Here is a 25188-nt window from a genome sequence, read left to right as displayed (position 1 = left end):
GGCGACATCCTGGAGGGGTGAACCGAGCCGAACTCGCCGACTTCCTGCGCCATGGGCGTGCCCGTCTGGAGCCCTCGGCGGTGGGCCTCGCGTCCGGCGCCCGCCGCCGTACGCCCGGGCTGCGCCGCGAGGAGGTGGCGGCGCTCGCCGGTATGTCGGTGGACTACTACACGCGCCTGGAGCAGTCCCGGGGCCCGCACCCCTCGCGCCAGATGCTGACCGCCCTGGCCCGGGCGCTGCGCCTCACCGACGACGAAAGGGACCACCTCTTCCACCTTTCGGGCGAGGTACCGCCCCGGCGCGAAAGCCCCTCCGAACACGTACGGCCAGGTTTGCTGCTGATCCTCGACCGGCTGCACGACACCCCGGCCCAGGTGGTGACCGACTGCGGCGAGGTCCTGGCCCAGAACGCGATGGCGAGCGCCTTGTCGGGGGACGTGTCGGACCGTCCACCGCGCGAACGGAACCTCGTACGCCGGTTCTTCACGGACCCGACCGCCCGGACCCTGTTCCCACCGGAGGACATCGCCGAACACGCGCGCTCCCACGTGGCGAACCTGCGGGCGGTCGCCGCGACCCGCCCCGACGATCCGGTACCGACGGCGCTGGTGGCCGAACTGCGGTCGAGGAGCACGGAGTTCGCCCGCCTGTGGGAGTCGCACGAGGTGGCGGTACGGCGGTCTTCGACGAAGCGGTTCGTGCACCTGGTGGTGGGCGTCCTGGAACTGGACTGCGAGATCATGCTGGCCCCCGACCACCACCAACTCCTGATCGTCCACACGGCCCGCCCGGGCACGGAGTCGTACGAACGTCTGCGGTTGCTGAGGGTGGTGGGGGTGCAGGACATGTCGGCGCGGTAGTGACCCCGCAAGCTACCTGCGAGGAAGTGACGTGTTGATGATCGGGAGCCGCGTCGTGGTGCCCGACACGTACATGTCCGTCGGAGCCGTGCGCAGGACGAACTTGTTGTCGTAGCCGCGGACGCGTACCGACATCACGAAGAAGCCGTCCTCCTCGGTGGTCGTCATCACGCGGTACTCGTTCTCCCAGTACGTCTGCAGGAAGACCTCCGTGCCCCCGCGATGGATGCCCCTGGGGAGGATGACCTTGCCCTGGACCGTGAGGATGGTCCCCGCCTTCACCTTGCGCTTGTTGACCGAGTAGGTGACCGCGCTGACCTTGGGCTTGACGGTCACTCTGGTGTCCGCGTAGTAGCCGTCCTGCGGGGTGTTGTAGTTGCCGTCCTCGTCCCAGAAGGCGGAGATCTCCACCTGGTGGCGGACGCCGAGCAGGCTGCTGGTCGACACGTGGTCGATGTTCACATTGCGGATGCTGAACTTGCCGTTGGCGTCGGTGACCGGCTTGCCCAGGTCGCGCGTCTCGTAGTCGGTCGGGTCGATCGGGTCGCCCCACGGGTTCCACGACTCGAAGAGGACGGCCTCCTTGACGTCGATCGGGATGTTGGGCGCCGGAGTTCCGTCGGCCTTGGTGAGGGTGCCGGTGACGTTGACGCGGCGGCTGTAGTAGTGGGTGCTGGTGGGGTTGGTGGTCACCGTCAGCTTGTAGGCGCGGACCGGAGCGGCGTCCGCGGGCTTCGCCGAGGCGGCGGCGGGTACTGACAGGGCGCCTGCGGCGAGCAGGAGCGCGGCGGTTGCGGCAAGCCGCGTCGACATCAGGTTCCTGGGCACGGTTCAACTCCAAGTACGGTCGGGACTGGAGGAGTTGCGCCGGACGGCACCGGTTCCGCCGCGACGCGGGTGTGCGACACACCAGGTTCGACACGCGAGGCGGGGTGCAAGTTGTACCCGTACGGCCACTGTTACACGGCTGTGGGCGGGAAGATCCGGACTGCGCCGGGCGGGCGGACGGGCCGAGGACCCGCCGCCTCAGAAGCCCAGCTTCCGCAGCTGCCGGGGATCGCGCTGCCAGTCCTTGGCGACCTTCACATGGAGGTCCAGATAGACCGGCGTACCCAGCAGCGCCTCGATCTGCTTGCGGCTCTTGATGCCGACGTCCTTCAGCCGCTTGCCCTTCGGGCCGATGATGATGCCCTTCTGGCTGGGCCGCTCGATGTAGACGAACGCGTGGATGTCGAGGAGCGGCTTGTCGGCGGGGCGGTCCTCGCGGGGGAGCATCTCCTCGACGACGACCGCGATCGAGTGGGGAAGCTCGTCGCGTACGCCCTCCAGCGCGGCCTCCCGGATCAGCTCCGCGATCATGACCTGCTCCGGCTCGTCCGTGAGGTCGCCCTCCGGGTAGAGCGCCGGGCCCTCGGGGAGCAGCGGGACGAGGAGGTCGGCCAGCAGGTCCACCTGCTTGTCGGCGACCGCCGAGACGGGCACGATCTCCGCCCACTCGAAGCCCAGTTCGCGCCCGAGCTGGTCGATCGCGATGAGCTGTTCGGCCAGTGCCTTGCTCTCGACCAGGTCGGTCTTCGTCACGATCGCGATCTTCGGCGTCTTCTTGATCGCCGCCAGTTCCTTCGCGATGAAACGGTCACCGGGGCCGAGCTTCTCGTTCGCCGGCAGGCAGAAGCCGATGACGTCGACCTCGGCCCAGGTCGTCCGCACCACGTCGTTCAGGCGCTCGCCGAGCAGGGTGCGCGGCTTGTGCAGTCCCGGCGTGTCGACCAGGATCAGCTGTGCGTCGGGGCGGTGCACGATGCCCCGTACCGTGTGCCGGGTCGTCTGCGGCTGGTCAGCGGTGATCGCCACCTTCTGGCCGACCAGAGCGTTCGTGAGGGTGGACTTGCCCGCGTTGGGGCGGCCCACGAAGCAGGCGAAACCGGCGCGGTGCGCGGCCGAGGCCTTCGACGGCTCGGTCGGCTCGGACGGCTCGGATGACGGGGTACGGACACTCATGGCGCCCATTGTCCCTGATCCACGGAGACCCACCGCACGCCGAGCCCCTCCGAGCCCTTCCGAGCCCCTCCGGGCATCTCCGGGGTGCCCCGCCGGGCCGCGCATCTACCATGCTCCGATGAAGCTCATCACCGCGATCGTCAAGCCGTACCGCCTCGACGAGGTCAAGACCGCGCTCCAGGAACTCGGCGTGCACGGTCTGACCGTGACCGAGGCCAGCGGGTACGGGCGTCAGCGCGGGCACACCGAGGTGTACCGGGGCGCCGAGTACCAGGTCGACCTCGTCCCCAAGGTCCGTATCGAGGTCGTCGTCGACGACGCGGAGGCGGACACCGCCATCGAGGCGATCGTCAAGGCCGCGCGGACGGGGAAGATCGGGGACGGCAAGGTGTGGGTTCTGCCGGTGGAGACGGTCGTACGGGTCCGCACGGACGAACGCGGCCCGGACGCGCTCTGAGTGAGTCCGAGGAGTCCGAGGAGGCGGACTTCGCCCTTCGGCCTCCACGGCGTGTGAGCGGGTAGCGGCGGCCGGTTCCGGTGCTGCCCCGGCCGGGCGCGCGGGGGCACGGACATCCGGGGGCTCGCCGGGCGGCCTCGCGTCCAGCCGGGCACCCCCTCCGTGAAACGCCCACTCGTGGCACTCATACGGGACGGTTCCGCGCTCCGTCCGCTCTGTGACGAGCAGTCACTGAGCGAGGAGACGACAATGACGAGCACCCTGCGCGCGGCGGCGCGTTCACTGCGGCGCGTGATCCCGGCCGGCGCCGTCGCGACGGCCGCCGCGCTTCCCCTGCTGGTCCCCGGCCCGGCCCAGGCGACCACGGCGGACGCCCAGGTGTACGTGTGGGCGACCGGTGTGAACGTAAGGGCGTGCCCGCAGACCACCGCGGCCTGCCCCCCGATCTCCGGCGCGCAGATCGGCAGGCGGTATGTGACGGCGTTCTGCCAGCAGCAGGGCTCCACGGTCGTGGACGGCCCCTACCGCAACAACTGGTGGGTGCAGGTCAACGCGGGCGGCCCGATCGGCTGGATCAGCGCGGTGTACATACGCGGCGGCGACAACGACCAGCCGGTACCCGGCCTGTCCACCGACTCGTTCTGCCAGTGACCCAGTGACCCAGTCACCATCCGTCCACCGACACCGAGAGGGGCACCCGCTGTGTCCTCGAAGTCCTTGACCCGTCTGTTCTCCCTGCGGGCGCTCGGCGCCATGCTGCTCGGCCTGACCGCCGTACTGGGGCTGATGTCGGCCCCCGCGCAGGCCGACGCCTCGGCCTCGACCGTCCATGTCTGGGGCAGCCAGGTGCGGGTGCGGCAGTGCGCGAGCACCACCTGCGGGCTCGCCACGCAGGAGCGGCTCACCAACGTCAGCGTGCGGGCGTTCTGCCAGAAGTGGGGCGACCGCGTCTCCGACGGCACCTACTACAACCACTACTGGGTCGAGATCGTCACACCGCAGGGCTGGCTGGGCTGGGTGAGCGCCGTGTACGTCAGCGGCGGCTCCAACGACGGCCCGGTGCCCGGCGTTCCGGTCGAGACCGCCTCCAGCCCCGTGTACTGCGAGTACCCGTAGGCCGCGGTACCTAGGCGGCCTGCGTGTGGTCGTCGCGGCGCGCGCGTCTCCCGGGGCGCGCCCGGCGTGCCCTGACCGCCAGGACGGTTCCCACCACGCCGAACACCACCAGCACCACCGCCATGAGCCACGGCAGCGCGAAGAACGACACGCTCGCCGACTCCCGGGTGTCCTTGGCGGACGCCGTCAACGTGATGTCTCCCCAGTCGAGTTGGGGTGCGTCGTGCCAGGGTTCGGTGAGCCGGACCCGTTGGCCGGGCAACAGCTCGGAGGGGATGCGGGTGAGGTCGCGGGCGAGCAGCGTACGGCCGAACAGGCCCTGGGCGCGCACCTCCACCCGGGGGTCGAGGGTGACGTTGCCGGTGTTGTGCAGGGTGTAGGAGATCGTGGTGGTGCTGTCGCCGAGGCCGGGGACGAGGGGCTGGTGGTGGCTGATGCTGACCCGTTCGACGGCGATCGCGGAGACGGCCGGCCCGTTCACCCGCAGGTACACACGCGCTCCGACCGCGCGCCGCACGCCGAGTGCCAGGGAGCCGTCGCCCTTGTCGATCCGTTCGTCGAGGGCGACCAACGCGCCCACGTGGTCGCCGGGTTCGGCTCCTTCGGGCACCTTGAGGGTGAAGGGCACGGTCACGGACTTGTGCGGGGGCACGGTGACCCGGGACTTCGCGGGCCGGGCCCAGGCGCCCACGCCCCGCTGCTTCTCCTCGGCGGTGCGGATCGCGAACCCGCCGTCGCGGGCGGTGTTGTAGGCGTCGGCCGCGTACAGCCGGAAGGTGAGCGGTTCGCCGGTCTTGTTGGCGACGGTGACCTTGTCCTGGGCCGTCGTACCGGGATCGGCGGAGAGGTAGAAGTACGGGCGCTGCGCCACGGCGGAGGCGATGGGATACACCGACCAGCTGCCGTTGTCGGCGGCGCGGGCGGGGGCGGACGTCAGAAGTGACGTGCCGAGCGCCGCCAGCAGGAACAGGGGAAGCGCGAGAAGGACGTACGGCTTACGGCGCATCGGGAGTGACATGGGTGCGGACCCCCACGGACGAGGTAGGTGGCGGGCGGGTGCGCGCCCGGCCACCGGATGACGAACAGCCGTTCAGACAATGCTTGTTGGGTGTACGTCGGTCAGGAGAGGGTGAGGGTGAGTACGCCGGAGTACGAGCCCGGCGGGGTGAACGCCGGTACGTCCAGCGAGAGTCCGGCGTCGACGGTGAACTCGCCGCCGGTGAACGTTCCGTCGGGTACGGAGGCCAGGGTGGCTCCCGTACTGCCCACGGGACCGGGTGAACCGGGTCGGCAGGTGCTGGGACTTCCGGGCTTGGTGGCGCAGGCCGGGGTCCAACTGAGCTTGTCGGAACCGATCTTGGCGCCGGGTCCGGTGAAGTCGGTGACCTTGCCGGTCAGGGACCAGCCCGCGGGTCCGCCGCGGAAGTCCTTGACGGTCACCGGCTGCAGCGAGCCTGTGGAGGGCCCGCCCTTGCCGAAGTCGACCGCCTTCAACTGAACGGCGTCCCCGGCCTGGGTCATGGACAGATCACCGGCCCTGACGGTGGTGGTGATCTTCTGGCTGTTGTCGGGAATGGGCGTGTCGTCGATGACCACATAGGCGGCCGGGCCCGCGCCCTTGGTGTCGCTCCAGGCGCTGCCCTCGTACGCCACGACCCCGGTCGTCGTCTTGTCGTTGACGGCGAGGGTGCCGCTGAAGGCGCCCTGGGAGTCGGCGGTCACGGTCGCGGTGTCGGCGGTCTGGGCGGACCCGGACCGGCCGGCGAGCGTGACCGTGGCGCCCGGCGTGAAGTGGGCGCCGTTCACGGTGACCCCGGCCCCGGGTGCTCCGGAGGCCGAACCCAGGGTGATGGCACGGGTGTTGGTCTGGGTCCCGTCCGTGGCCGTGACCGTCTCAGAGACGGGTGCGGGCGGGTTGATGACCGTGCAGGGCGTGTCCAGCTCAAGGATGTAGCTGGTGTGGATGTTGTAGTCGCTGGGCGACAGCGTGATCGCGCCGGGCGCGGTGACCGTGAAGGTGCCGGTCATCGAGAAGCCCGGGAAGGCGCCCTTGCCGGGCACTGGGTCGTTCTTCTTGGGCCCCGCGACGGTGATGTCGCCGGTCTGCGCTCCGCCGAGGGTGACCTTTCCGGTGGGGGTCATGATGTCGGCGGGCAGTGCGAGATCGGTGGGGTTGCTGGCGGCCGGCTTCTGCACCGCGTACGTCACGGTGACGGTGTCGCCGACCTTGGGTGAGGTGTTGTCCACCGTGATCTGCGCGGTGGTGGTGCCTTCGATCGGCGGAAGGCCGGCGATCGGTGGCGGTACGCAGCGCGTGGCGAATTCCACGGGAACGGACGCCGTGGCGGCTGCTCCGGCCGGGACGGCCAGCGCACCGCCGGCGGTGACCGCGAGTGCGGTCGCCCCGAGCAGCGCGGCAAGGCGTCGTCGTCTTCGGCCGGTCGAACCCATGGATGCCGTGTTGGCCATGGTTGCCCCCTCTGAGGGATGCGGGCGCAGCGGCTCGTCTGCGCCGACAGGGGGCCATTGATGTGCAGGTTGTGTGAGAAGTCAATGCCATCTCACCGATTGACCGGCAAGCCGGGAAAGTGAACTGACGGTACATCAGTTCCAGTCTCAGTTCTTGTCGGTTCCCGGCTTCCCAGTCGGAAACGGCCGGCGCCGCGGTGAAGCGAGCGACACCGGCCGCTGTCGAGCAGGTGCGGGGAGGTGCGTCCTCGCTAGAAGACGAACGGTCCCGGTGACTGGTTTCCGGTCGGCGTACAGGTCACGGTGATGCCGAAGAGAACCATCTTGAGAGTGCCGCCGCCCGCCTCCAGGCTGTCACCCGAGGCGACGGTACCGTTCAGCGGGCCGACGGTGACCAGACCGCCGGTGGGAATGGCCGGGTTCTTGGTGCCGGTGAACGTGGTGAGGCCACCGCCGGCCTTCGCCAGGGTCAGCGTGGTGGCGATGGAGTCGGCGGCGAGCGGAAGCGGGGCCGCGATGTTGGAGCTGACGGTGATCGTGGCCGAGGTGCCGTTCTGCGTGACGGTGAGGACCGTCGAACCGCCGCCGAACACACCGCAGTTGTAGGAGATCGTCGCGGAGGGTGGGGTGACCGCCGCTGCGGCCGGCGCGAAGGCCAGACCGGTGACGGCGAGCGAGCCCGCCGCGAGTACCGCACCGATACCGATCCGCCTGCGCGCGGGCGGACGTACTGTCTTGCTGGTCATCGATCGGATTCCCTTCCCTGGTACGGGAATTGCCATGTGGGGAATTGCGATGTGGGGGGTTCGACGGCCGGGTGCGGTCAGCCGCGGGGCGGGTGCGGGGCGCCGCGCGGGGGAATCTGACGGTCCGTCGGAAGAGCGTGCTCCATTGACGCGTGGGTTGCTCGCGATTGCAAGACAAGCTGTGCGGGTTCTTCCGGACGCCGCGAAAGTGGCCGGAAGTCCTACCCTCGCCCGGTCCCCGCGCCCCGCCTCACCCGGCGGACACCGTCGCCCGCACCACGCCGTCCGGCCCGGCCCGGTGCACCGGGGTCGCGGGCCCGCCCAGATCCCGTACGGCCGCCAGGTCCTCCGCCGGCACCTCCTCGGCGCCCGTCACCACGGCCGCCGCCTCCAGCGAACGCGCCCCCGACGCCACGGCCATGGCGACCGCCGTCCGCAGCGCGCTCAGTTTCAGGGAGTCCAGGTCGACCGTGCCGGCGACATACGTACGGCCGGTCTCGTCCCGTACGGCCGCCCCCTCGGGGACACCGTTGCGAGCGCGGGCCGAGCGGGCCAGGGTGACGATCTTGCGGTCCTCGGAATCGAGGTCGAGCGCGTTGCTGTCGGTCATGCCATGAGCATACTTACGCGGTTTGTCCCCTGCTGAGGCCGACTGGGGCTTCATGACACAAGGAAGTCACACAAGAACAGGTATCAGGTACGGGCGATCAGGGCATGACCCAGGAACCGCGAGCCATGAGGAGGCGTTATGAACCGCCAGACCCGCATCCGCGTCATCCGCCGGCCCAGCGCCCCCTCCCCCCGCGACCTCCCCATCGACCGCAGGACGCCCTCGGGCCGCATCCTGCCGTACTAGCGGTGAGGTGCCGTACCAGCGGTGAGGTGGTCAGCAATTGGGAATGCCGGGCGCCGGGTCGGCGCCCACATTCACGTTGCCGCCCCATACCCACACGTTCATCAGCTCGTAGCCGCCGACGACGCCGCGGTACCAGACGTTGGTGGTGTATCCGCCCGCGGTGACCTGCTCGCCGGGGAGCCAGCAGTCGATGGCCGCCTTGGTCAGCTTCGTCGTGGTGCCGACGAGAACCTCCTTGCTGGAGGGGCCGCCGCGCAGGTTGCTGTTCGCCTGGACGGTCGTCAGGCGAGGGGTGCTCGAGGGCGCGGCCTCAGCGGTACCGGCGGTGCCGAGCAGGGAGACGACCGCGCCGAGCACGAGCCCGGCCGCCGCTGTCGAGACGCTTCGCCTGGTCATGGGTGTCATTCCTCTGGTCATGGGTGTCGTCATGGGTGTCGTCATCGGTCCGGTTCGGAATCAGCAGGGGGCGATGCCGGGCGCCGGGTCTGCGCCCACGTTCACGTTGCCGCCCCACATCCAGACGTTGTTGTAGATGTGGCCGATGTCGTAGTCGATGACGGTGCCGTAGTACCAGACGTCGGTGCCGTAGTTGCCGACCTTCACGTACTGGCCGCGCGTGTAGCACTCGACGCCGCCCTCGGTCTCCTTCGTGGTGGTGCCCCAGATCCGGCTGCTGGTGTTGGGGGCGCTGCGCAGGTTGCTGTTCGGCTGCACGGTCACCGCGCGGGGATCGGCGGACGCGGCCTCGGCGGACCCGGCGGTGCCGAGTGAGAGCGCCGCGCCGAGCGCCAGCCCGGTAGCCGCGAGCCTGGTGGACAACTTCGCCATTGTTCTGCCCTTCGCCGTGGATGTTTCCCGTTCGGCTCCATGACGGAAGGGGAGGCGCGCCCGTATGACCGTGTCGCGGGCCGCCTTCGGTTTTTTACGGCTACGGAACTGACGGGAACTACGGCTCTTACGGCACTTACGGCACTTCCTGCGCCTCGCGGCTGCCCAGCCGGCAAAAGACGCCGTAGGCCTCCTCCTCGAGTTCGCGCCCCGCCGCGCTCTCGCCCCTGGCCAGTGCCGCGCGGGACAGGTCCCGCAGGGTGCGGGCGCGCCACAGGGGCAGCTCCAGCTTGTCCCACAGGCCGAGCGCCTGACGCAGGGTCTCGGTCGCCGTCTCCCAGTCGGACGCGGCGAGGTGCCACTCGCCGATGGTGCGCAGGACGAGGGCCTCGCCGAACATGTCCTGGCGTTCACGGGTGATTTCCAGACACCGGTCGAGCCGCTGCCGGGCCTCGGCCATCCGGCCCTGCCGGAACTCGACCTTGGCCAGGGACTGGCTCGCGTACATCACGCCGAAGGCGTCGTCCGTCTCCTCGAAGAGGTCGAGGGACTGCCGCAGCAGCGGCTCCGCGCTCGCCAGGTCACCCCGGGCCCGGTGGCACAGGCCCAGTGAGCGCAGGGCGAGCGCCTCGCCGTGCCGGTCCCAGACGGTCACGTACAGGCGGTGCGCGCGGGACAGGGCCTCCCACGCGTCGTCGTCGCGGCCCTGTTCCCGGTGGACCGATCCGATGCCGTACAGCACATGGGCCATGGACGCGATGTCCTCCGGCTCCCGGTACAGGTCGAGGGCCGAGGTCAGCAGGGTCAGCGCCTCGTCGAAGCGGGCCTGTTCGCGGCGGGCCGCGCCCATGCCGGCCAACGCGTCGGCACGGCCGCTGCGTACGGACAGTTCCTCGAACAGGCCCAGTGCCGCCGCGAAGAACGCGTACGCCTCGTCGAAGCGGTCCTGCTCCAGGCGGAGTTGGCCGAGACCGTGCAGCAGCCGGGCCTCGCCCTCGACGTCCCCGCCACGGCGTACGGCCTCCAGGGCCACGTCGTGGGAGCGGGACCAGGCGTCGAACTGGTTGTAGAGCGCGGCGGAGGCGGCCATGAGGGTGGCGGCGAGCTCGCGGGCCGCGTCGAACATGCCGTACTCGGCGCAGTGGGCGACCGCGGCCAGCAGGCACCGCTGCTCGGCGGCGAACCACGCGGCCGGCTCACCCGTCAGGCCCGCTGCCGAATCCGTCGGCCAATCCGTCAGCGGGTCCGTGGGCGAGGTCGGCAAGGAGGTCGACAGGGAGGTTGTCAGGGAGTTCGCCTGCGAGGTCGACGGCGATGTGGGCCCGCCCGCGACAGCCGCCGACTCGCCCGTCGTGGTGACCGGGAGGAGGCGTGAGGCGCCGCCCGGTCCGTGGGCCGCCGCGCTGCGTGCCATGCCCAGCCAGCGGTCGACCAGCCGTCGGACCGCCGTCTCCCGTTCCTGCCGGGCGTCGTCGGCCAGACAGCGCTCCCGGGCGTACTCGCGCGCCAGGTCATGGATGCGGTAGCGCGTCCTGCCCGTCTCGTCGGTGCGGACGACCTCCACGAAGTGGCAGTCCACGAGTTGTTCGACCGCGTCGTCCGCGTCGTCCTCGTCGACGTCGAGGAGCGGCCCGGCGACCCAGGCGGCGAAGTCGGGCAGATCCATCAGGGCCAGCCGGCGCAGGGCGCGCTGCTCCTGCGGGTCGAGGTCCGCGTAGCCGAGTCCGAGGCTCGCGCGCACCTCCAGGTCGCCCGCCTGCAGTTCGTCCAGGCGGCGGCGCTCGTCCCGCAGGCGTGACGCGAGCCGGGCCGGCGTCCAGTGCGGGCGGGCGGCGAGCCGGACGCCCGCGATACGGACGGCGAGCGGGAGCCGGCCACACAGCGCGACGATCTCGGCGGCCCGGTCGGGCTCCAGGGCGGGCCGGGTCGGGCCGGCCACCCGGGCCAGCAGCTCCAGCGCCTCCGGCTCGGAGGGCACACCCAGGTCGAGGTGGGCGGCGCCCTCCAGCGCGACGAGCCGACGGCGGCCGGTGATCAGCACGGCCGAGCCGCCGCCCGGCGGGAGCAGCGGGCGCAGCAGGGCTTCGCTGACGGCGTTGTCGAGGATGAGCAGGACCCGGCGGCGCGCGATGTGCGTGCGGTACAGGCCGAGGAGGTCCTCCTCGTCGCGCGCCGGGGTCTCGGGGTCCACGCCGAGGGCGCGCAGCAGCCGGGCCAGGGCGTCCACGGTCCGTACCGGCTCGGAGTCCGAGGCGCGCAGGTCGACGAAGAGCTGCCCGTCGGGGAAGAGCGCGGCGGTGCGGTGGCCCACATGGACGGCCAGGGCGGTCTTGCCGGTGCCCGAGCGGCCGGAGATCACCCCGATGGGCGGCGCGGTGCGCAGGGGGTTGCGCACCTCCTCCAGGAGAGCGGTCGCCCAGGCGATCTGTTCCGTCCGCCCTATGAAGTCGGCCACGTCCGGCGGGAGTTGGGAGGGCGCCGGACGACCTGATCCGTCGCGGGGCGGCGAGAAGTGGGGCTGCTCGGGGTGGGGCTGCTCGAAGCGGCCGCGGGACGCCGGTACATCGTCGCCGGGGTGCGGGGTGGTCGCCGCCTCCGCCTGTGCGGGCACCTTCGCCGGGGGCGTGGCCCTTGGGCGGGCCGGCGCTCCCAGTACCGTCGTGTCCCCCCGGAGCAGGGCCTGGTGCAGCGCGCGCAGTTCTGGGCCGGGGTCCACGCCGAGCTCCGTACTGAGCAGCCGGCGGCCCTCGTCGTAGCAGCGCAGCGCGTCGGGCATCCGGCCGGCGCGGAACAGGGCGGTCATCAGCTGGCCGCGCGGGCGCTCCCTGAGGGGGTGAGCGGCGACGTGTGCGACGAGTTCGGCGACGAGATCCGTACGCCGGTCCAGGTCCAGCTCGGCGGAGAAGCGGAACTCCTTCGCCTCGAGCCGGAGCTCCGTCAGGCGCATGGCCTCGACGCGGGCGAAGGACTGCCCGAGCCCTTCCAGGGCGTCCTGGCCACGCCACAGGCGGGACGCGGCCTGCAGGGTCTCGACGGCCTCCTCGGCCCGCCCGTCGAGTGCCGCGTTCCGACCGGCGGCGAACGCCTCCTCGAAGCGCCGGGCGTCCACGGCGGTGTGCGGGAACTCGGCGACATAGCCCGGCGAGCGGGTGCGGATGGCGTCGCCGCCCTCCGTGCCGGCCAGGGCCCGGCGCAGTCCGGACACATGCGAGGCGACGAGCGCCCGCGCGGTGGCGGGGGGCTCTTCCTCCCAGGTCAGATCGACCAACCGCTCGGCGGACAGCACCTCACCGAGATGGACGACGAGAGCCGCGAGTATGGCCGTCGGTTTGGCGCCGTTGAGCGGAACGCGATGTCCCCCGCTCGAGACTTCGACCGGCCCAAGAAGGCGAACGTCCACCGTGTCCCCCGATTTAACGTGCAGTCGGGGACAACATACCGGCACCCACCGACAGGCATGCCTCACACCGGACTGCCCTTTTTTCGCGGCAGACCGGTAAGGAGTGCGGGTGGCCTGAAATCACTGGGTTTCCGGTGAGAATTCCTCCCATTCCGAAGAAAAGACTGTCCGGCTTTCGACTGGGGACGGAAGAGGACGCCCTTCCGTATGAGCGGCACCGCCCTGCAGCTCTGCAGCAGGCGTTGCAGGCGTCCTGCAGAGGATCTGCATCGTTCCTGAATGACGCTCCTCCACGCTGTGAAGCGTGACGGACATCATCCTGCTCTCGGATCCCCGGGTCGCAGCCACGCGTGTCACCGAGAACGGTGAACTCCTCGCAGACGCAAGGGAGTTCCCCGCACTGCGGGTCGACACGCGGAAGGCCGACCACGACGGCTCGTACGCCCACCTCAGGGCCGACGTACTGCGCCGGCTGCTGCTCGCGCAGGCCGCGTTGCCCTCGGGCATCCGCCTGCTGATGGTGGAGGGCTTCCGGCCCCCCGCGCTGCAGCGCCACTACTTCGACACGTACGCGGCGACGCTGCGCACGGCCCACCCGGACGCCGGGCCCGCCCGGATCCGCGAGCTGGCCAGCGCGTACATCTCGCCCCCGGAGGTCGCCCCGCACGTCAGCGGGGGCGCGGTGGACCTGACGCTGTGCACCGAGGACGGCAGGGAGCTGTCCCTCGGTACGGAGGTCAACGCCACGCCCGAGGAGAGCGAGGGCGGCTGCCGCACCGCCGCGGCCAACATCGACGCCGAGGCCCGGGCCAACCGGGCGGTGCTGGGCCGGGCGATGACGGCGGCGGGGTTCGTCAACTACCCGACCGAGTGGTGGCACTGGTCGTACGGCGACCGGTACTGGGCGCTGCTGACCGGGGCGCCGACCGCCAAGTACGGCCCCGCCTCCCTGAACCAGCCACAACCCCACAGCACGGCAGCACCGCAGAGCTAGAAGACGCCGAAGGCACCGAAAGCACCGACAACGCCGGCCCGACCTCAGTCTGAGACCGACAGACCCCGGGGGAAACACCGTGGAGAACACCTGCATAGCGACGACGCCGACCACGTCGTCCATGACCACCGACCACATGACGGCAGCCGAGTTCGACGAGGCGTTCACCGCCGCGATGCCGAAACTGCGGCGCCGGCTGCTGGCCATGACCGGCAATCCGCACGACGCCGACGACCTGCTGCAGGAGACGTACCTGAGACTCTCCCGCCGGGCACGGGCCCGCACCCTGGCGCGTCAGCAGCAGCCGTACGCCTACACCTGCGCGGCGGCGCTGAACCTGCTGCGCGACCTGTACCGGCACCCCTCGCGCCAGGAGCGCTGCACCGACCTCCTGCCGGAGGGCAGCTGGGACGGCGGTTTCGCGAGCAGGGAGGCCGAGACGGTGACGACCGCGCTGCTGCGCGGGCTGTCCCCCAAGGAGGCGGCGGCCGTGATCCTCGTCGACATCGAGGGCCTGACCCACGACATGGCGGGGGAACGGCTCGGCGCACACCGCGGCACGGTGCAGCGCAACCGAATGCGCGGCCTCGCCAAGATCCGCTCCGCACTCGACGCATAGGAACCGGCGCCGGCCGCGACGCGCGAACGGCCACGACGTTAGGCAGCCCGACCACCTGCCCGACACCAGCACTCACCCGCACACAACAACCTGCGCAGCACACAGGGGGAACACATGCGCCGCACCAACCGCAACCGCAACCGCACACTCGCGACGGCAGGCGGACTGCTGCTCGCCACCACCCTGGCCTGTACCGGGACGGCGATGGCCGCCGCGTCGCCGCTCCCCGCGAAGGCCGTGGCCGCCGCCGACTGCCGGCCTCTGGCGAACGCGTCCGCCCAGGCACAGGCGATCGTCAACGCCGCGTGCTCACAGCTCGGGGTGCCCTACTCGTGGGGCGGCGGCTCCATCCACGGGCCGACGTACGGCCAGGACTACCCCGGCGGCGGCCCCGGCGCCCACGACAGCCAGGTCAAGGGCTTCGACTGCTCGCACCTGGTGCAGTACGCGGCCTGGCAGGGGGCCGGCATCGCCCTGCCCGAGGGGTCCTGGAACCAGGCCAAGTGGAGCGGCGCCACCGCCCGGTTCACCCGCGACCAGGGGCTCGGCCCGCTGCAGCCGGGCGACCTGCTGCTGTGGGGATCCAACCCGGCCGACCTCGGCAGCGTCCACCACATCGCGATCTACCTCGGCGGCGGCAAGATGGTCGAGGCCCGCGAGTCCGGGACGGTCGTGATGGTCAGCGACGTACGGCTGAACTCCGAGTACGCGGGCGCCCTGCGCATCGCCGGCGCCGAGCAGCCGCCCGCCGGGACCAAGCGGTTCATGACCTGGGGAACCGGCGTGGGCCTGCGCCCGGACCCCGGCACCCAGAGGCCGCCCGTGACCCGGCTGCCCGGCCCCACCGCGGTGGACGTGCAGTGCCAGGTGCACGCGGAGACGGTCACCGCCGAGGGCTACACCAACGACGCCTGGTCGTACCTGCCGAAGTACAAGGCGTGGATCTCGAACATCTACATCCAGGACCCGGCCGCCTGGCTGCCCGGCGTCCCCAACTGCTGACCAGCCGGCAAGCCCTACCGGACACACCCCCAAGCACAAGCCGGCACACCAATCACCAGTAACCAATCACCAGTAACCAGCTATTCACGGAGGAGAGTTCGCCATGCGCGTGCTCAATCGCACCAAGTCCATCGGCATGCTCGTCGCCACCGTCGTCGCGACCGGCCTGATCCCGCTCGCGGCCGGCCAGGCCGACGCCGCCCCCAGCGCGGTCGCCGCCGCCGGTGCCTGCCCGGCCGCCGGCACGGTGACCCAGGGGTGGCACTCCGGTCACGACGGCGTCGACATCGCCAACAGCCGCGGTACGGCGATCTACGCCACCGGGGCGGGCACCGTCATCGCCTCCGGCCCCGCCCAGGGCTACGGCCAGTGGATCCGCATCAAGCACGACGACGGCTCCATCACCGAGTACGGCCACATGTACGAGCGCCTGGTCTTCTTGAACGATCGGGTGAACGCCGGTCAGCACATCGCGCGCATGGGCTCCGAGGGCGACTCCACCGGCAACCACCTGCACCTCAGGACGTACGCGTCGTCGTCCGCCAGCCGCGGCATGAACCCTGTCGACTACCTCTCGGCGCGCGGTGTGAGCCTGCCGTGCACCCCGGGCGGCGGCGGTGGAACGCCCACGCCCGGGACCAACTTCACCACCTGGGGCACCTCGGTCCGCGTGCGCGCCGACGCGCGGCTGAACGCGGCGGTCGTGCGCACGCTGACCGGGCCGACGGCGGTCTACGTGGAGTGCCAGAAGCACGGCGACACGGTCAACGCCGAGGGTTACACCAACGACGCCTGGTCCAAGATCCCGGCGCTGGGCGGCTTCGTCAGCAACATCTACATCGACCACCCCGCCGCCTGGCTGCCGGGTGTGCCCGAATGCTGACCGTCGCCCGCGCCGGTACGACGGGTCTCGCAGCGGTCGCTCTGGCCGCCGCGATGCTTCTCTCCCCCGGCCTCACCTCGTCCGCGCGGGCCGCCGACTCGGCGCCCTGTACCCCCGACCGGAACTACCCGGGAACCTTCCTGTGCCCGATCTGGGGATCGAACGTCAACCTGCGCTCGGCCCCCGAACCGCAGGCCCCGGTCATCGCGACGTCACCCGACGGCGGCTTCCTCAGGGTGCTGTGCCAGGTCAAGGGCGGCCGTGCGACGTACAACGGCTACTGGCACACCTGGTGGGTCAAGACCCAGGCGATGGGCATGGCCCCGTCCGCGTACATGAGCGAGATCTTCCTCGCCGGAGGCGGCAACGACGAGCCGGACTCGGGACTGCCGAACTGCTGAACGGCCACTGAAAGACCGCTGAAGGTCCGCTGCACCACGGGCCCCGCGCCAACCGGATGCCCCCGGGATCACCCCAGATCCCGGGGGCATCCGGCGTCATACGAGGCCATAAGGCGTCATACGAGGCGGACTGTGACGCCGTCTCATCACTGGTGCGAGCGACGCACCGCTACCCGACCCGAGGGATGACCATGATGACCTTGAGCAGCGCACGGGGCGGGGCCGTCGTCCGGTCCGCCCGTCGTGGCGCGGTGCGGGCGGGCCTGCTGGCCGCCGCCCTCGCCGCGCTCGTCTCCACCACCGCGACCGCCGCCCCCGCCGCACTCGCCGAGACCCCCGCCCCGCGCCCGGCGGCGGTCCAGGCCGACGTGCCGGCCGGGGTGACGGCGGGCGTCGCCGTGTTCGACCGCCAGACCGGCACGTTCACCGAACAGCTGAACACCGCCGGGCAGTTCCGCTCAGCGTCCGTGGTGAAGCTGCTGATCGCCCTGGACGTGCTCTGGAACCGCAGCCCCGACGCCCTCCCGGCCGCCGACCGGGCCCGGATCGACACCATGCTGCGCGGCAGCGACGACACGGCCGCCAGCACGTTCTGGTCGAACAACGGCTCGGGGGCGATCGTCGACCGGATGGTCACGCGCCTCGGCCTCACGGACACCCTCCGCCCGCCGTCGACCCACCCCGGCTACTGGGGCTACACGGCTCTCTCGGCCCGTGACACCGTGAAGATCTACCGCCATCTGCTGGACTCCGCCCCGGCGGCGACACGCGACTACCTCCTCGGCAACCTCAGGCAGTCCACCCGCTGCGCGACCGACGGCTACGACCAGCACTTCGGCATCGCGGGCTCCTTCAACCGCCCCTGGGCCGTCAAGCAGGGCTGGTCGGGCTTCAGTTCGGGCGGCTGCACGGCCACGACCCCGACCGCGACGGCGGCAGCGGCGAAAGAACCGGCCGCGACGGCCGCTCGGACAGCGGCCGGCGCCGACGCCGTGGACCTCTCCCGTCCCGCGCTGCACACGACGGGTGTGGTGGGCGCGGGCGACCGTTCCATCGTGGCGGTCTTCACCCTGCACCCCAGCGGTACGTCCTACGGCAAGGCCTACACGGACATCGGCCGGCTGACCCGCTCCCTGAACGTCCCCGGCGCCACCCGCCCGGCCGGCACCTGGATCGGCACCTGGGGCAGCGGCGTCCGGGTCCGCGCCCAGGCGACGACCGCCTCGAGCACGCTCACCACACTGCCCGCCGGTGTCGAGGTCCTGGTCGACTGCCAGAGGCGCGGCCAGCAGGTCAGCGAGCCGCCCTACGTCAACGACTGGTGGGCCCATCTGCCGCAGTACGGCGGCCACATGACCAACATCTATCTCAGCGTCCCGGAGAACCAGGTACCAGGGGTACCGGTCTGCTGACCGGTCCGCACCGGCCGGTCCGCCGACCGCTCAGGGCCGGTCGAGCCGCAACCGCTCCGCACGCGGCAGACCGGCCACCACCAGGTCGTACGAGTCCTCGATCAGCTCCCGTACGAGCTGATCGGGCAACTCCCCGTCCACCGTCACCGTGTTCCAGTGCCGCTTGTTCATGTGGTACCCGGGGCTGATCAGCCCCGGGTGGTCGGCGCGCAGCCGGATCGCGTCCTCCGGGCCGCACTTCAGGTTGACCTTCAGGGGCAGATTGTCCGTCCAGGACAGGGCGAACATCTTGCCCAGCACCTTGAAAACCGAGATCTCCGGGCTGAACGGGAAGTCCTCGACGGCGGCGTTGAAGGAGAGACAGAAGGCGCGCAGCTCCTGCGGGGTCACGCCTCGCTCCCCTCCTTCTCCTCCTCCGCGATCCCGGCGGGGTCGGTCGGCTCCACCAGCACCGTCACGATCTTGTTCCGGCGCCCGGCCGCGGCCTCCGCCGTGAGCCGCAGCTCGCGCCCGTCGGGCAGCTCGACGGTCGCCGAGGCCCCGGCGATCGGTACGCGGCCCAGGGCCTTCGCGAGCAGCCCGCCCACCGTCTCCACGTCCTCGTCGTCGTACTCCTCGAGGCCGTACAGCTCGCCGAGGTCGGTGATGTCGAGGCGGGCGGTGACGCGGTGCCGCTCGTCGCCGAGCTCCTCCACGGGCGGGAGTTCACGGTCGTACTCGTCGGTGATCTCGCCGACGATCTCCTCGAGGATGTCCTCGATGGTCACGATGCCGGCCGTGCCGCCGTACTCGTCGATGACGACGGCGACGTGGTTGCGGTCGCGCTGCATCTCGCGGAGCAGGTCGCCGGCGTTCTTCGTGTCGGGTACGAAGGCGGCGGCCCGCATCGCGGTCGACACCAGCTCGCTCTCCGCGTCCCGGCTGATGTGCGTCTTGCGGACGAGGTCCTTCAGATACACGATCCCGACGATGTCGTCCTCGCTCTCCCCGGTGACCGGGATGCGCGAGAACCCGGAGCGCAGCGCGAGGGTGAGCGCCTGCCGGATCGTCTTGTACCGCTCGATGACCACCAGGTCCGTACGCGGGACCATGACCTCCCGTACGAGGGTGTCGCCCAGCTCGAAGACGGAGTGCACCATACGGCGCTCGTCGTCCTCGATCAGGGACTCCTTCTCGGCCAGGTCGACCAGCGCGCGCAGCTCCGCCTCGGAGGCGAACGGGCCGCGCCGGAAGCCCTTTCCAGGCGTGAGGGCGTTGCCGATGAGGATGAGGAGGGAGGGGATCGGCCCCATGATCCGGGCGAGGGGCAGCAGGACGTACGCGGCTGCCGTGGCCGTGTTCAGGGGGTGCTGACGCCCGATGGTCCGCGGCGAGACCCCCACCGCGACGTACGAGACGAGCACCATCACGCCGATGGCGACGGCGAGGGCCTGCCAGGTCCTGTCGAACTCCTTGAGGCAGGCGTAGGTGACGAGCGCGGCGGCGGCCATCTCGCAGGCAACGCGCACCAGCAGCGCCACGTTGAGATAGCGGGTCGGGTCGGCGGCGACCTGGGCGAGCTTTGCGCTGCCGCGCCGGCCACCGCGTACGGCTTCCTCGGCGCGGAAGCTGGAGACGCGCGCGATGCCCGCCTCCGCGCAGGCGGCGAGCCAGGCGACGACGACCAGCGCTATGGCGCCGGTGACGAGTTGGGGATTCATGACACCGTCGGGGCGGGCGACGGACCGGTCATCCCCTGCTCGCCGCGCCACCCGTCGACGATGGCGGCCTGGAGGCCGAACATCTCGGCCTTCTCGTCCGGCTCCTCGTGGTCGTACCCGAGGAGGTGCAGCACGCCGTGGACGGTGAGGAGTTGGAGCTCCTCGTCCATGGAGTGCTGCGTCTCGGCCTCCTTGCCCTGCTTCTCGGCGACCTCGGGGCAGAGCACGATGTCACCGAGAAGCCCCTGCGGCGGCTCGGCGTCGTCCTTCGACGGCGGACGCAGCTCGTCCATCGGGAAGGACATGACGTCGGTCGGACCGGGCAGGTCCATCCACTGGATGTGCAGTTGCTCCATGGCGTCGGCGTCCACGACGATCACCGAGAGTTCGGAGAGCGGGTGGATGCGCATCCGCGCGAGCGCGTAGCGGGCGATGTCGAGGATCGCCTGCTCGTCGACCTCGGTTCCGGACTCGTTGTTGACGTCGATCGACATGGTGCTGGTCTGTCTACTTCCGTTTGTTGCGGCTGTCCCGGACGCCCTTGTGGGTGCCGTTCTCCGTACCGTTCTCGCTGTCGTACTTCTCGTACGCGTCGACGATACGGCCGACCAGCTTGTGCCGGACGACATCCTGGGACGTGAGACGCGAGAAGTGGACGTCGTCGAGGCCCTCGAGGATGTCCTGCACCTGCCGCAGGCCCGACTTGGTCCCGGACGGGAGGTCGACCTGCGTCACGTCACCCGTGATCACGATCTTCGAGTCGAAGCCGAGCCGGGTGAGGAACATCTTCATCTGCTCGGGCGAGGTGTTCTGCGCCTCGTCCAGGATGATGAAGGCGTCGTTGAGAGTCCGGCCCCTCATGTACGCCAGCGGCGCGACCTCGATCGTCCCGGAAGCCATCAGCTTGGGGATCGAGTCCGGGTCCAGCATGTCGTGCAGCGCGTCGTACAGCGGGCGCAGATACGGGTCGATCTTCTCGTAGAGCGTGCCGGGCAGGAAGCCCAGCCGCTCTCCCGCCTCCACCGCGGGGCGGGTCAGGATGATCCGGTTGACCTGCTTGGACTGCAGCGCCTGCACGGCCTTCGCCATCGCGAGATAGGTCTTGCCCGTACCGGCGGGCCCGATGCCGAAGACGATGGTGTGCTTGTCGATGGCGTCGACGTAGCGCTTCTGGTTGAGGGTCTTGGGACGGATCGTGCGGCCCCGCGAGGACAGGATGTTCTGGGTGAGGACCTCGGCCGGGGTCTCCAGGCCGTCACCCTCCCCGTTCCCGCTCGCTCTGAGCATGGCGATCGAGCGTTCCACTGCGTCCTCCGTCATCGGCTGTCCGGTGCGGAGCACCAGCATCATCTCGTCGAACAGCCGCTGGACGAGGGCGACGTCGCCCGCTTCGCCAACGGCGTTGACTTCATTGCCCCGGACATGGATGTCGACCGCCGGGAAGGCCCTTTCGATCACGCGCAGGAGGGCGTCTCCCGAACCCAGCAGGGTCACCATGGGGTGGGCGGCCGGGACGGTGAACTGCGCTCGCGCCTGCCCCCGCGCGGGGGTCTGAGCTGTGGGTGTCTGAGTCATGGGCCGGCTCTGTAGGCCTGCACGACCTCCTCGATGAGGCTCGCTTACCACGTGGGTAGCCTTCCGCTCCCAGGGTACGTCGGTGCACTGACAACGCCGTAGGGCTTTTCGCTCACGGTCCGGTGTACGTAGGTCGTTGCCCGCGTGTCCGTGCTCAGGCCGATCTGCCGAAACCGATCGTCGGGACGGCCCGTCGCAGCGGCCAGGGGCGCGGTCGGGCGCTCTGGGGCACCAGGTCGGCGAGGAACGCGTACCGCCGCAGGGCCGCCGGGTCCTGCCGCTCGTACGACTGGATCTCGCGCCACCAGGCGCCGACCTCGGCCCAGCCGGGTGCGGAGAGGGAACCGCCGAAGTCCTGCACGGAGAGCGCGGCGGTGAGCCCGGCGAAGGCGAGGCGGTCGGCGAGCGGCCAGTCGGCGAGTGTGCCGGTGACGAACCCGGCGACGAAGACATCCCCCGCACCCGTCGGGTCGAGTGCCTCCACGGCGATGGCGGGCACCTCGGCCGTCTCCCCCGTCCGGCCGTCCACCGCGTACGCGCCCTCGGCACCGAGGGTGACGACGGCGAGCGGCACGTGCTCGGTGAGGGCGCGGGCGGCCTTGCGGGGGCAGTCGGTGCGGGTGTAGCGCATGGCCTCCTCGGCGTTGGGCAGGAAGGCCTCGCAGTGCTCCAGGTCGGCGAGGCCCGCGAGGTCCCAGCGCCCGGTGTCGTCCCAGCCGACGTCGCCGAAGATCCGGGTGCCCTTGCGGGCGGCCTGGGCGATCCAGGGGGCGCGGACGCCCGGGGTGAGGGAGGCGACGGCGGCCCTGGCGTGCGGCGGGCACTCCGGGGCGGGCTCCTCGGGGGGCGGCTCGTGACCGTGCGAAACCATCGTGCGCTCGCCCTCGTACGCCATGGAGACGGTGACCGGGGAGTGCCAGCCGGGGACCGTGCGTGACGTGGACAGGTCGATGTGCTCGCCCTGCTCGAGGGCGTCCCAGCAGTACTCCCCGTAGTGGTCGTCGCCGAAGGCGGCGGCGAGGGAGGTCCGCAGGCCGAGCCGGGCGAGGGCGGTGGCCATGTTGGCGACCCCGCCCGGGCTGGACCCCATCCCGCGCGCCCAGGACTCGGTGCCGCGCACGGGGGCGGAGTCGAGCCCGGTGAAGATGATGTCGAGGAAGACGGTGCCCGTCAGATAGACGTCCCACGGAGGTTCACCGGGCGTGCGCAGCGCGGCCAGGGGATCGACCTGGGCCTGACGGTAGGACGATCCCTCTCCGGTGGACGCGGTGGACGCGATCACGGTGCGCTCCCTGACGACGGACCCTGAATACGGACCCTGATGACGGACAGTGCGGATCAGGCCAGTCTGCACCACACCACTGACACCGGCCCGCCCCTACGGCCCCGGGAGCCGCGCGTGGCGCCCGGCGGAGCCGGTCAGCCCCCGAACTCGTACGCCGCCACCTCGGCGAGATACCGGGCCCGCCGCTCCTCGTCGTCCTCCAGGAACGACGCCAGGAACGAGTTCCGCGCCAGCTCCCGCAACCGCTCCTCACTCAGCCCCAGGGCCTCCCGTACCGCCCCGAAGTTGTCGCCGACGTATCCGCCGAAGTAGGCGGGATCGTCGGAGTTGACGGTGCACAGCAGACCCGCGTCGAGCATCGCGGGCAGCGGATGCTCCGCCAGCACATCGACGGCCCGCAGCCGCACATTGGACAACGGACACAGCGTCAGCGGCACCCCCTCCCGCACGAGCCGCGCAACCAGCACCGGGTCCTCCATACAGCGCAGCCCGTGGTCGATCCGCTCGACGCCGAGCACGTCGAGAGCCTCGGTGATGTACTCGGGCGGCCCCTCCTCCCCCGCGTGCGCCACGCGCCGCAGCCCCAGCGCGGCGGCGGCCTCGTACACCTCGCGGAACTTCACCGGCGGGTGCCCGACCTCGGCGGAGTCGAGCCCAATGCCGATGATCCGATGGAGATACGGCTTGGCCGCCTCCAGCGTCTCCATCGCGGACTCGGCGGACTGATCACGCAGGAAGCACATGATCAGCCGAGTGGAGATGCCATGGGCCGCCTCACTCTCCCCCAGTGCCCGCCACAGCCCCTCGACGACCGTCCCCATCTCCACACCGCGCGCGATGTGCGCCTGCGGATCGAAGAAGATCTCCGCGTGCCGCACACCCTGGGCGGCGGCCCGCGCGAGATAGGCGTTGGCGAGATCCGCGAAGTCCTGCTCGGTACGCAGCACGGCCATGAGCTCGTAGTACAGATTCAGAAAGGACTGAAGATCATCGAAGTCGTATGCCTTACGCAGTTCTTCACTGTCGCCGTAGGGCAGCACGACGCCATTGCGCGCGGCGAGCGCGAAGGCCAGCTCGGGTTCGAGGGTGCCTTCGATGTGGAGGTGCAGTTCAGCTTTGGGGAGGGACATCAAAGAATCGTACGACCGGTTTACCGCCGTTTCGGAACCGGAACCCGGAGCAGGTCGTAGGCGACGGTCAACTCACCCTCGTACCCGGCGGCCCGAGCCTGCCGCTCGAACTCGTCGGGGTCGGAGTAGCGCTGGCTGAAGTGGGTGAGAACGAGATGCCGGACGCCGCCGTCCCGGGCGACGGCGCCCGCCTGACCAGCGGTCAAGTGCCCATGGTCATCGGCAAGTTGCCGATCCTCGTCGAGGAAGGTCGACTCGATGACAAGCATGTCCACGCCCTCGGCCAACTCATACACCCCGTCACACAACCGGGTGTCCATGACGAACGCGAACCGCTGTCCGCGCCGCAGCTCACTGACGTCGTCGAGGGTGACGGACCCGAGGGAACCCTCCCGCTGAAGGCGCCCCACGTCGGGCCCCTTGATCCCGTGCTCGGCGAGCAGCTCGGGCAGCATGCGGCGCCCGTCGGGCTCGACGAGGAGATAGCCGTACGACTCGACGGGGTGGGAGAGCCTGCGGGCTTCGAGCCGATAACCGCCGGCGTCGGCCAGCATCCCACCCTCCCCCGCAACCGGCACCTGCCCGAGCTGAACGGTCTCGCGATAGGCGGTGGCGTACCGCAGCCGGTCGAAGAACTTCTGCCCGGAGCGCGGGTAGTGCGCGGTGATCTCGTGCGGGACCCGGTCGAGGTTGATGCGCTGGATGACTCCGGCGAGCCCGAGCGAGTGGTCCCCGTGGAAGTGCGTGACGCAGATCCGGTTGAGGTCGTGGGCGGCGACCCCAGCGCGCAGCATCTGGCGCTGGGTGCCCTCGCCGGGATCGAAGAGGATGCCCTCGCCGTCCCAGCGGAGCAGGTAGCCGTTGTGGTTGCGGTGCCGGGTGGGTACCTGGCTGGCGGTGCCGAGGACGACCAGTTCACGTGCGGACATGGCGTGTTATCCGGGCGGCCAGTGCAGTCCGCGCCCGCCGAGGAGGTGCGCGTGGGCGTGGAAGACGGTCTGGCCGGCGCCGCTGCCCGTGTTGAAGACGATGCGGTAGCTGTCCAGCTTCTCCTCGGCGGCGATCTCACCGGCGTCGCGCAGGACGTCGGCGGCGGCACCGGGTTCGGCGGCGGCGAGGGAGGCGGCGTCGGGGTGGTGGACCTTGGGGATGACGAGGATGTGCGTCGGTGCCTGGGGGTTGATGTCCCGGAAGGCGAGGGTGGTGTCGGTCTCCCGGACGATGGTCGCCGGGATGTGCTTCGCGACAATCTTGCAGAACAGACAGTCGTCCTGCGGTGCCCCTGCCATGTGGTGTCTCCTCACCCGATGACCGACGCGACGGTTGATCGCGTACCTGGGGCATCGTATCGAGGTGATTTCGCCCCCGCCGCCCCTACCCGTCCCATCCGTCTCGGGGGCGCTGCCCCCGAACCCCCGCTCCTCAAACGCCGGAGGGGCTAATTTTTAGCCCGT

At 70.7% G+C, this 25188-nt stretch carries 27 protein-coding genes; 10 read left to right on the top strand and 17 right to left on the bottom strand.

Annotation, left to right across the window (positions count from 1 at the left end; all coding sequences use genetic code 11):
- The first annotated feature begins 17 nt into the window (after positions 1-17).
- Positions 18-860: a helix-turn-helix transcriptional regulator gene (locus ABZ855_RS38510; protein ID WP_360815237.1), complete on the top strand. Its 843-nt coding sequence runs from the start codon at positions 18-20 to the stop codon at positions 858-860.
- A gap of 12 nt (positions 861-872) precedes the next feature.
- Here the strand turns inward: ABZ855_RS38510 and ABZ855_RS38505 are convergent, their stop codons facing one another.
- Positions 873-1688: an acyl carrier protein gene (locus ABZ855_RS38505; RefSeq protein ID WP_360815234.1), complete on the bottom strand. Its 816-nt coding sequence runs from the start codon at positions 1686-1688 to the stop codon at positions 873-875.
- A 198-nt stretch (positions 1689-1886) separates the two neighbouring features.
- Complete coding sequence (gene era / locus ABZ855_RS38500; RefSeq protein WP_360815231.1) at positions 1887-2870, bottom strand: GTPase Era; 984 nt, start codon at positions 2868-2870, stop codon at positions 1887-1889.
- Positions 2871-2979: 109 nt separating this feature from the next.
- Here era and ABZ855_RS38495 point away from each other — a divergent pair, with 109 nt between their 5' ends.
- The 3 genes from ABZ855_RS38495 to ABZ855_RS38485 all read left to right on the top strand — a co-directional run bounded on the left by ABZ855_RS38495 (position 2980) and on the right by ABZ855_RS38485 (position 4434).
- Positions 2980-3318 carry a P-II family nitrogen regulator gene (locus tag ABZ855_RS38495; RefSeq protein ID WP_360815228.1) on the top strand — a complete coding sequence of 113 codons (339 nt, stop codon included), beginning with the start codon at positions 2980-2982 and terminating at the stop codon, positions 3316-3318.
- Positions 3319-3567: 249 nt separating this feature from the next.
- The gene (locus ABZ855_RS38490; protein ID WP_360815225.1) at positions 3568-3969 is read left to right on the top strand and encodes a hypothetical protein; all 402 of its coding nucleotides are present in this window, start codon (positions 3568-3570) and stop codon (positions 3967-3969) included.
- 51 nt (positions 3970-4020) lie between these two features.
- Entirely contained in the window at positions 4021-4434 is a 414-nt protein-coding gene (locus ABZ855_RS38485; RefSeq protein ID WP_360815222.1) for a hypothetical protein, read from the top strand.
- 10 nt (positions 4435-4444) lie between these two features.
- Here the strand turns inward: ABZ855_RS38485 and ABZ855_RS38480 are convergent, their stop codons facing one another.
- The 7 genes from ABZ855_RS38480 to ABZ855_RS38450 all read right to left on the bottom strand — a co-directional run bounded on the left by ABZ855_RS38480 (position 4445) and on the right by ABZ855_RS38450 (position 12733).
- Positions 4445-5452, bottom strand: a complete 1008-nt coding sequence (locus tag ABZ855_RS38480) for a DUF916 domain-containing protein (RefSeq protein ID WP_360815220.1) — start codon at positions 5450-5452, stop codon at positions 4445-4447.
- A 101-nt stretch (positions 5453-5553) separates the two neighbouring features.
- Positions 5554-6885 carry a beta-xylosidase gene (locus tag ABZ855_RS38475; RefSeq protein WP_360815352.1) on the bottom strand — a complete coding sequence of 444 codons (1332 nt, stop codon included), beginning with the start codon at positions 6883-6885 and terminating at the stop codon, positions 5554-5556.
- Between the two features lie 269 nt (positions 6886-7154).
- A complete protein-coding gene (locus ABZ855_RS38470; protein ID WP_360815217.1) occupies positions 7155-7649 on the bottom strand; it encodes a hypothetical protein in 495 nt (164 codons plus the stop codon).
- Positions 7650-7899: 250 nt separating this feature from the next.
- Entirely contained in the window at positions 7900-8259 is a 360-nt protein-coding gene (locus tag ABZ855_RS38465) for a cytidine deaminase (RefSeq protein WP_319204551.1), read from the bottom strand.
- Positions 8260-8535: 276 nt separating this feature from the next.
- On the bottom strand, positions 8536-8901 hold the full coding sequence (locus ABZ855_RS38460; RefSeq protein ID WP_360815214.1) for a hypothetical protein: 366 nt from the start codon (positions 8899-8901) through the stop codon (positions 8536-8538).
- A gap of 60 nt (positions 8902-8961) precedes the next feature.
- Positions 8962-9324: a hypothetical protein gene (locus ABZ855_RS38455; protein WP_360815211.1), complete on the bottom strand. Its 363-nt coding sequence runs from the start codon at positions 9322-9324 to the stop codon at positions 8962-8964.
- A 145-nt stretch (positions 9325-9469) separates the two neighbouring features.
- The gene (locus ABZ855_RS38450) at positions 9470-12733 is read right to left on the bottom strand and encodes a BTAD domain-containing putative transcriptional regulator (RefSeq protein WP_360815208.1); all 3264 of its coding nucleotides are present in this window, start codon (positions 12731-12733) and stop codon (positions 9470-9472) included.
- A 304-nt stretch (positions 12734-13037) separates the two neighbouring features.
- On the opposite strand from ABZ855_RS38450, the gene ABZ855_RS38445 reads away from it, so the two are divergent.
- From ABZ855_RS38445 to ABZ855_RS38420, 6 genes are all read left to right on the top strand, one after another.
- A complete protein-coding gene (locus ABZ855_RS38445) occupies positions 13038-13727 on the top strand; it encodes a M15 family metallopeptidase (RefSeq protein ID WP_360815205.1) in 690 nt (229 codons plus the stop codon).
- A 121-nt stretch (positions 13728-13848) separates the two neighbouring features.
- Positions 13849-14346 (top strand): RNA polymerase sigma factor, encoded by a 498-nt coding sequence (locus ABZ855_RS38440; RefSeq protein WP_360815202.1) that lies wholly within the window; start codon positions 13849-13851, stop codon positions 14344-14346.
- A 114-nt stretch (positions 14347-14460) separates the two neighbouring features.
- Entirely contained in the window at positions 14461-15348 is an 888-nt protein-coding gene (locus ABZ855_RS38435) for an NlpC/P60 family protein (RefSeq protein ID WP_360815199.1), read from the top strand.
- Positions 15349-15451: 103 nt separating this feature from the next.
- Positions 15452-16231: a M23 family metallopeptidase gene (locus ABZ855_RS38430; RefSeq protein WP_360815196.1), complete on the top strand. Its 780-nt coding sequence runs from the start codon at positions 15452-15454 to the stop codon at positions 16229-16231.
- Positions 16225-16632 (top strand): hypothetical protein, encoded by a 408-nt coding sequence (locus ABZ855_RS38425; RefSeq protein WP_360815193.1) that lies wholly within the window; start codon positions 16225-16227, stop codon positions 16630-16632. The genes ABZ855_RS38430 and ABZ855_RS38425 overlap by 7 nt, the downstream gene beginning before the upstream one ends.
- A gap of 200 nt (positions 16633-16832) precedes the next feature.
- Positions 16833-18044 carry a hypothetical protein gene (locus tag ABZ855_RS38420; protein ID WP_360815190.1) on the top strand — a complete coding sequence of 404 codons (1212 nt, stop codon included), beginning with the start codon at positions 16833-16835 and terminating at the stop codon, positions 18042-18044.
- A 30-nt stretch (positions 18045-18074) separates the two neighbouring features.
- On the opposite strand, the gene ABZ855_RS38415 is transcribed toward ABZ855_RS38420, so the two are convergent.
- The 8 genes from ABZ855_RS38415 to ABZ855_RS38380 form a co-directional block, all read right to left on the bottom strand.
- Positions 18075-18434 carry an MmcQ/YjbR family DNA-binding protein gene (locus ABZ855_RS38415; protein ID WP_360815186.1) on the bottom strand — a complete coding sequence of 120 codons (360 nt, stop codon included), beginning with the start codon at positions 18432-18434 and terminating at the stop codon, positions 18075-18077.
- On the bottom strand, positions 18431-19744 hold the full coding sequence (locus ABZ855_RS38410; RefSeq protein WP_360815183.1) for a hemolysin family protein: 1314 nt from the start codon (positions 19742-19744) through the stop codon (positions 18431-18433). Before ABZ855_RS38410 ends, ABZ855_RS38415 begins: the two co-directional genes overlap by 4 nt.
- Positions 19741-20238: an rRNA maturation RNase YbeY gene (gene ybeY / locus ABZ855_RS38405; protein WP_319204522.1), complete on the bottom strand. Its 498-nt coding sequence runs from the start codon at positions 20236-20238 to the stop codon at positions 19741-19743. The genes ABZ855_RS38410 and ybeY overlap by 4 nt, the downstream gene beginning before the upstream one ends.
- 13 nt (positions 20239-20251) lie before the next feature.
- On the bottom strand, positions 20252-21319 hold the full coding sequence (locus ABZ855_RS38400; protein ID WP_319204520.1) for a PhoH family protein: 1068 nt from the start codon (positions 21317-21319) through the stop codon (positions 20252-20254).
- A gap of 154 nt (positions 21320-21473) precedes the next feature.
- A complete protein-coding gene (locus ABZ855_RS38395; protein ID WP_360815178.1) occupies positions 21474-22601 on the bottom strand; it encodes a PfkB family carbohydrate kinase in 1128 nt (375 codons plus the stop codon).
- Between the two features lie 137 nt (positions 22602-22738).
- The gene (locus ABZ855_RS38390) at positions 22739-23734 is read right to left on the bottom strand and encodes an adenosine deaminase (protein WP_360815175.1); all 996 of its coding nucleotides are present in this window, start codon (positions 23732-23734) and stop codon (positions 22739-22741) included.
- Between the two features lie 20 nt (positions 23735-23754).
- Positions 23755-24663 carry a ribonuclease Z gene (locus ABZ855_RS38385; RefSeq protein WP_360815172.1) on the bottom strand — a complete coding sequence of 303 codons (909 nt, stop codon included), beginning with the start codon at positions 24661-24663 and terminating at the stop codon, positions 23755-23757.
- Between the two features lie 6 nt (positions 24664-24669).
- Positions 24670-25023: a histidine triad nucleotide-binding protein gene (locus tag ABZ855_RS38380; RefSeq protein WP_360815169.1), complete on the bottom strand. Its 354-nt coding sequence runs from the start codon at positions 25021-25023 to the stop codon at positions 24670-24672.
- Positions 25024-25188: the final 165 nt, after the last annotated feature.

The organism is Streptomyces sp. NPDC047042, from assembly GCF_040644035.1.
In the GTDB taxonomy this organism is placed as follows: domain Bacteria; phylum Actinomycetota; class Actinomycetes; order Streptomycetales; family Streptomycetaceae; genus Streptomyces.
Note: the sequence above shows the minus strand (reverse complement) of the source record. Positions and strands in the feature narration are given on the sequence as shown.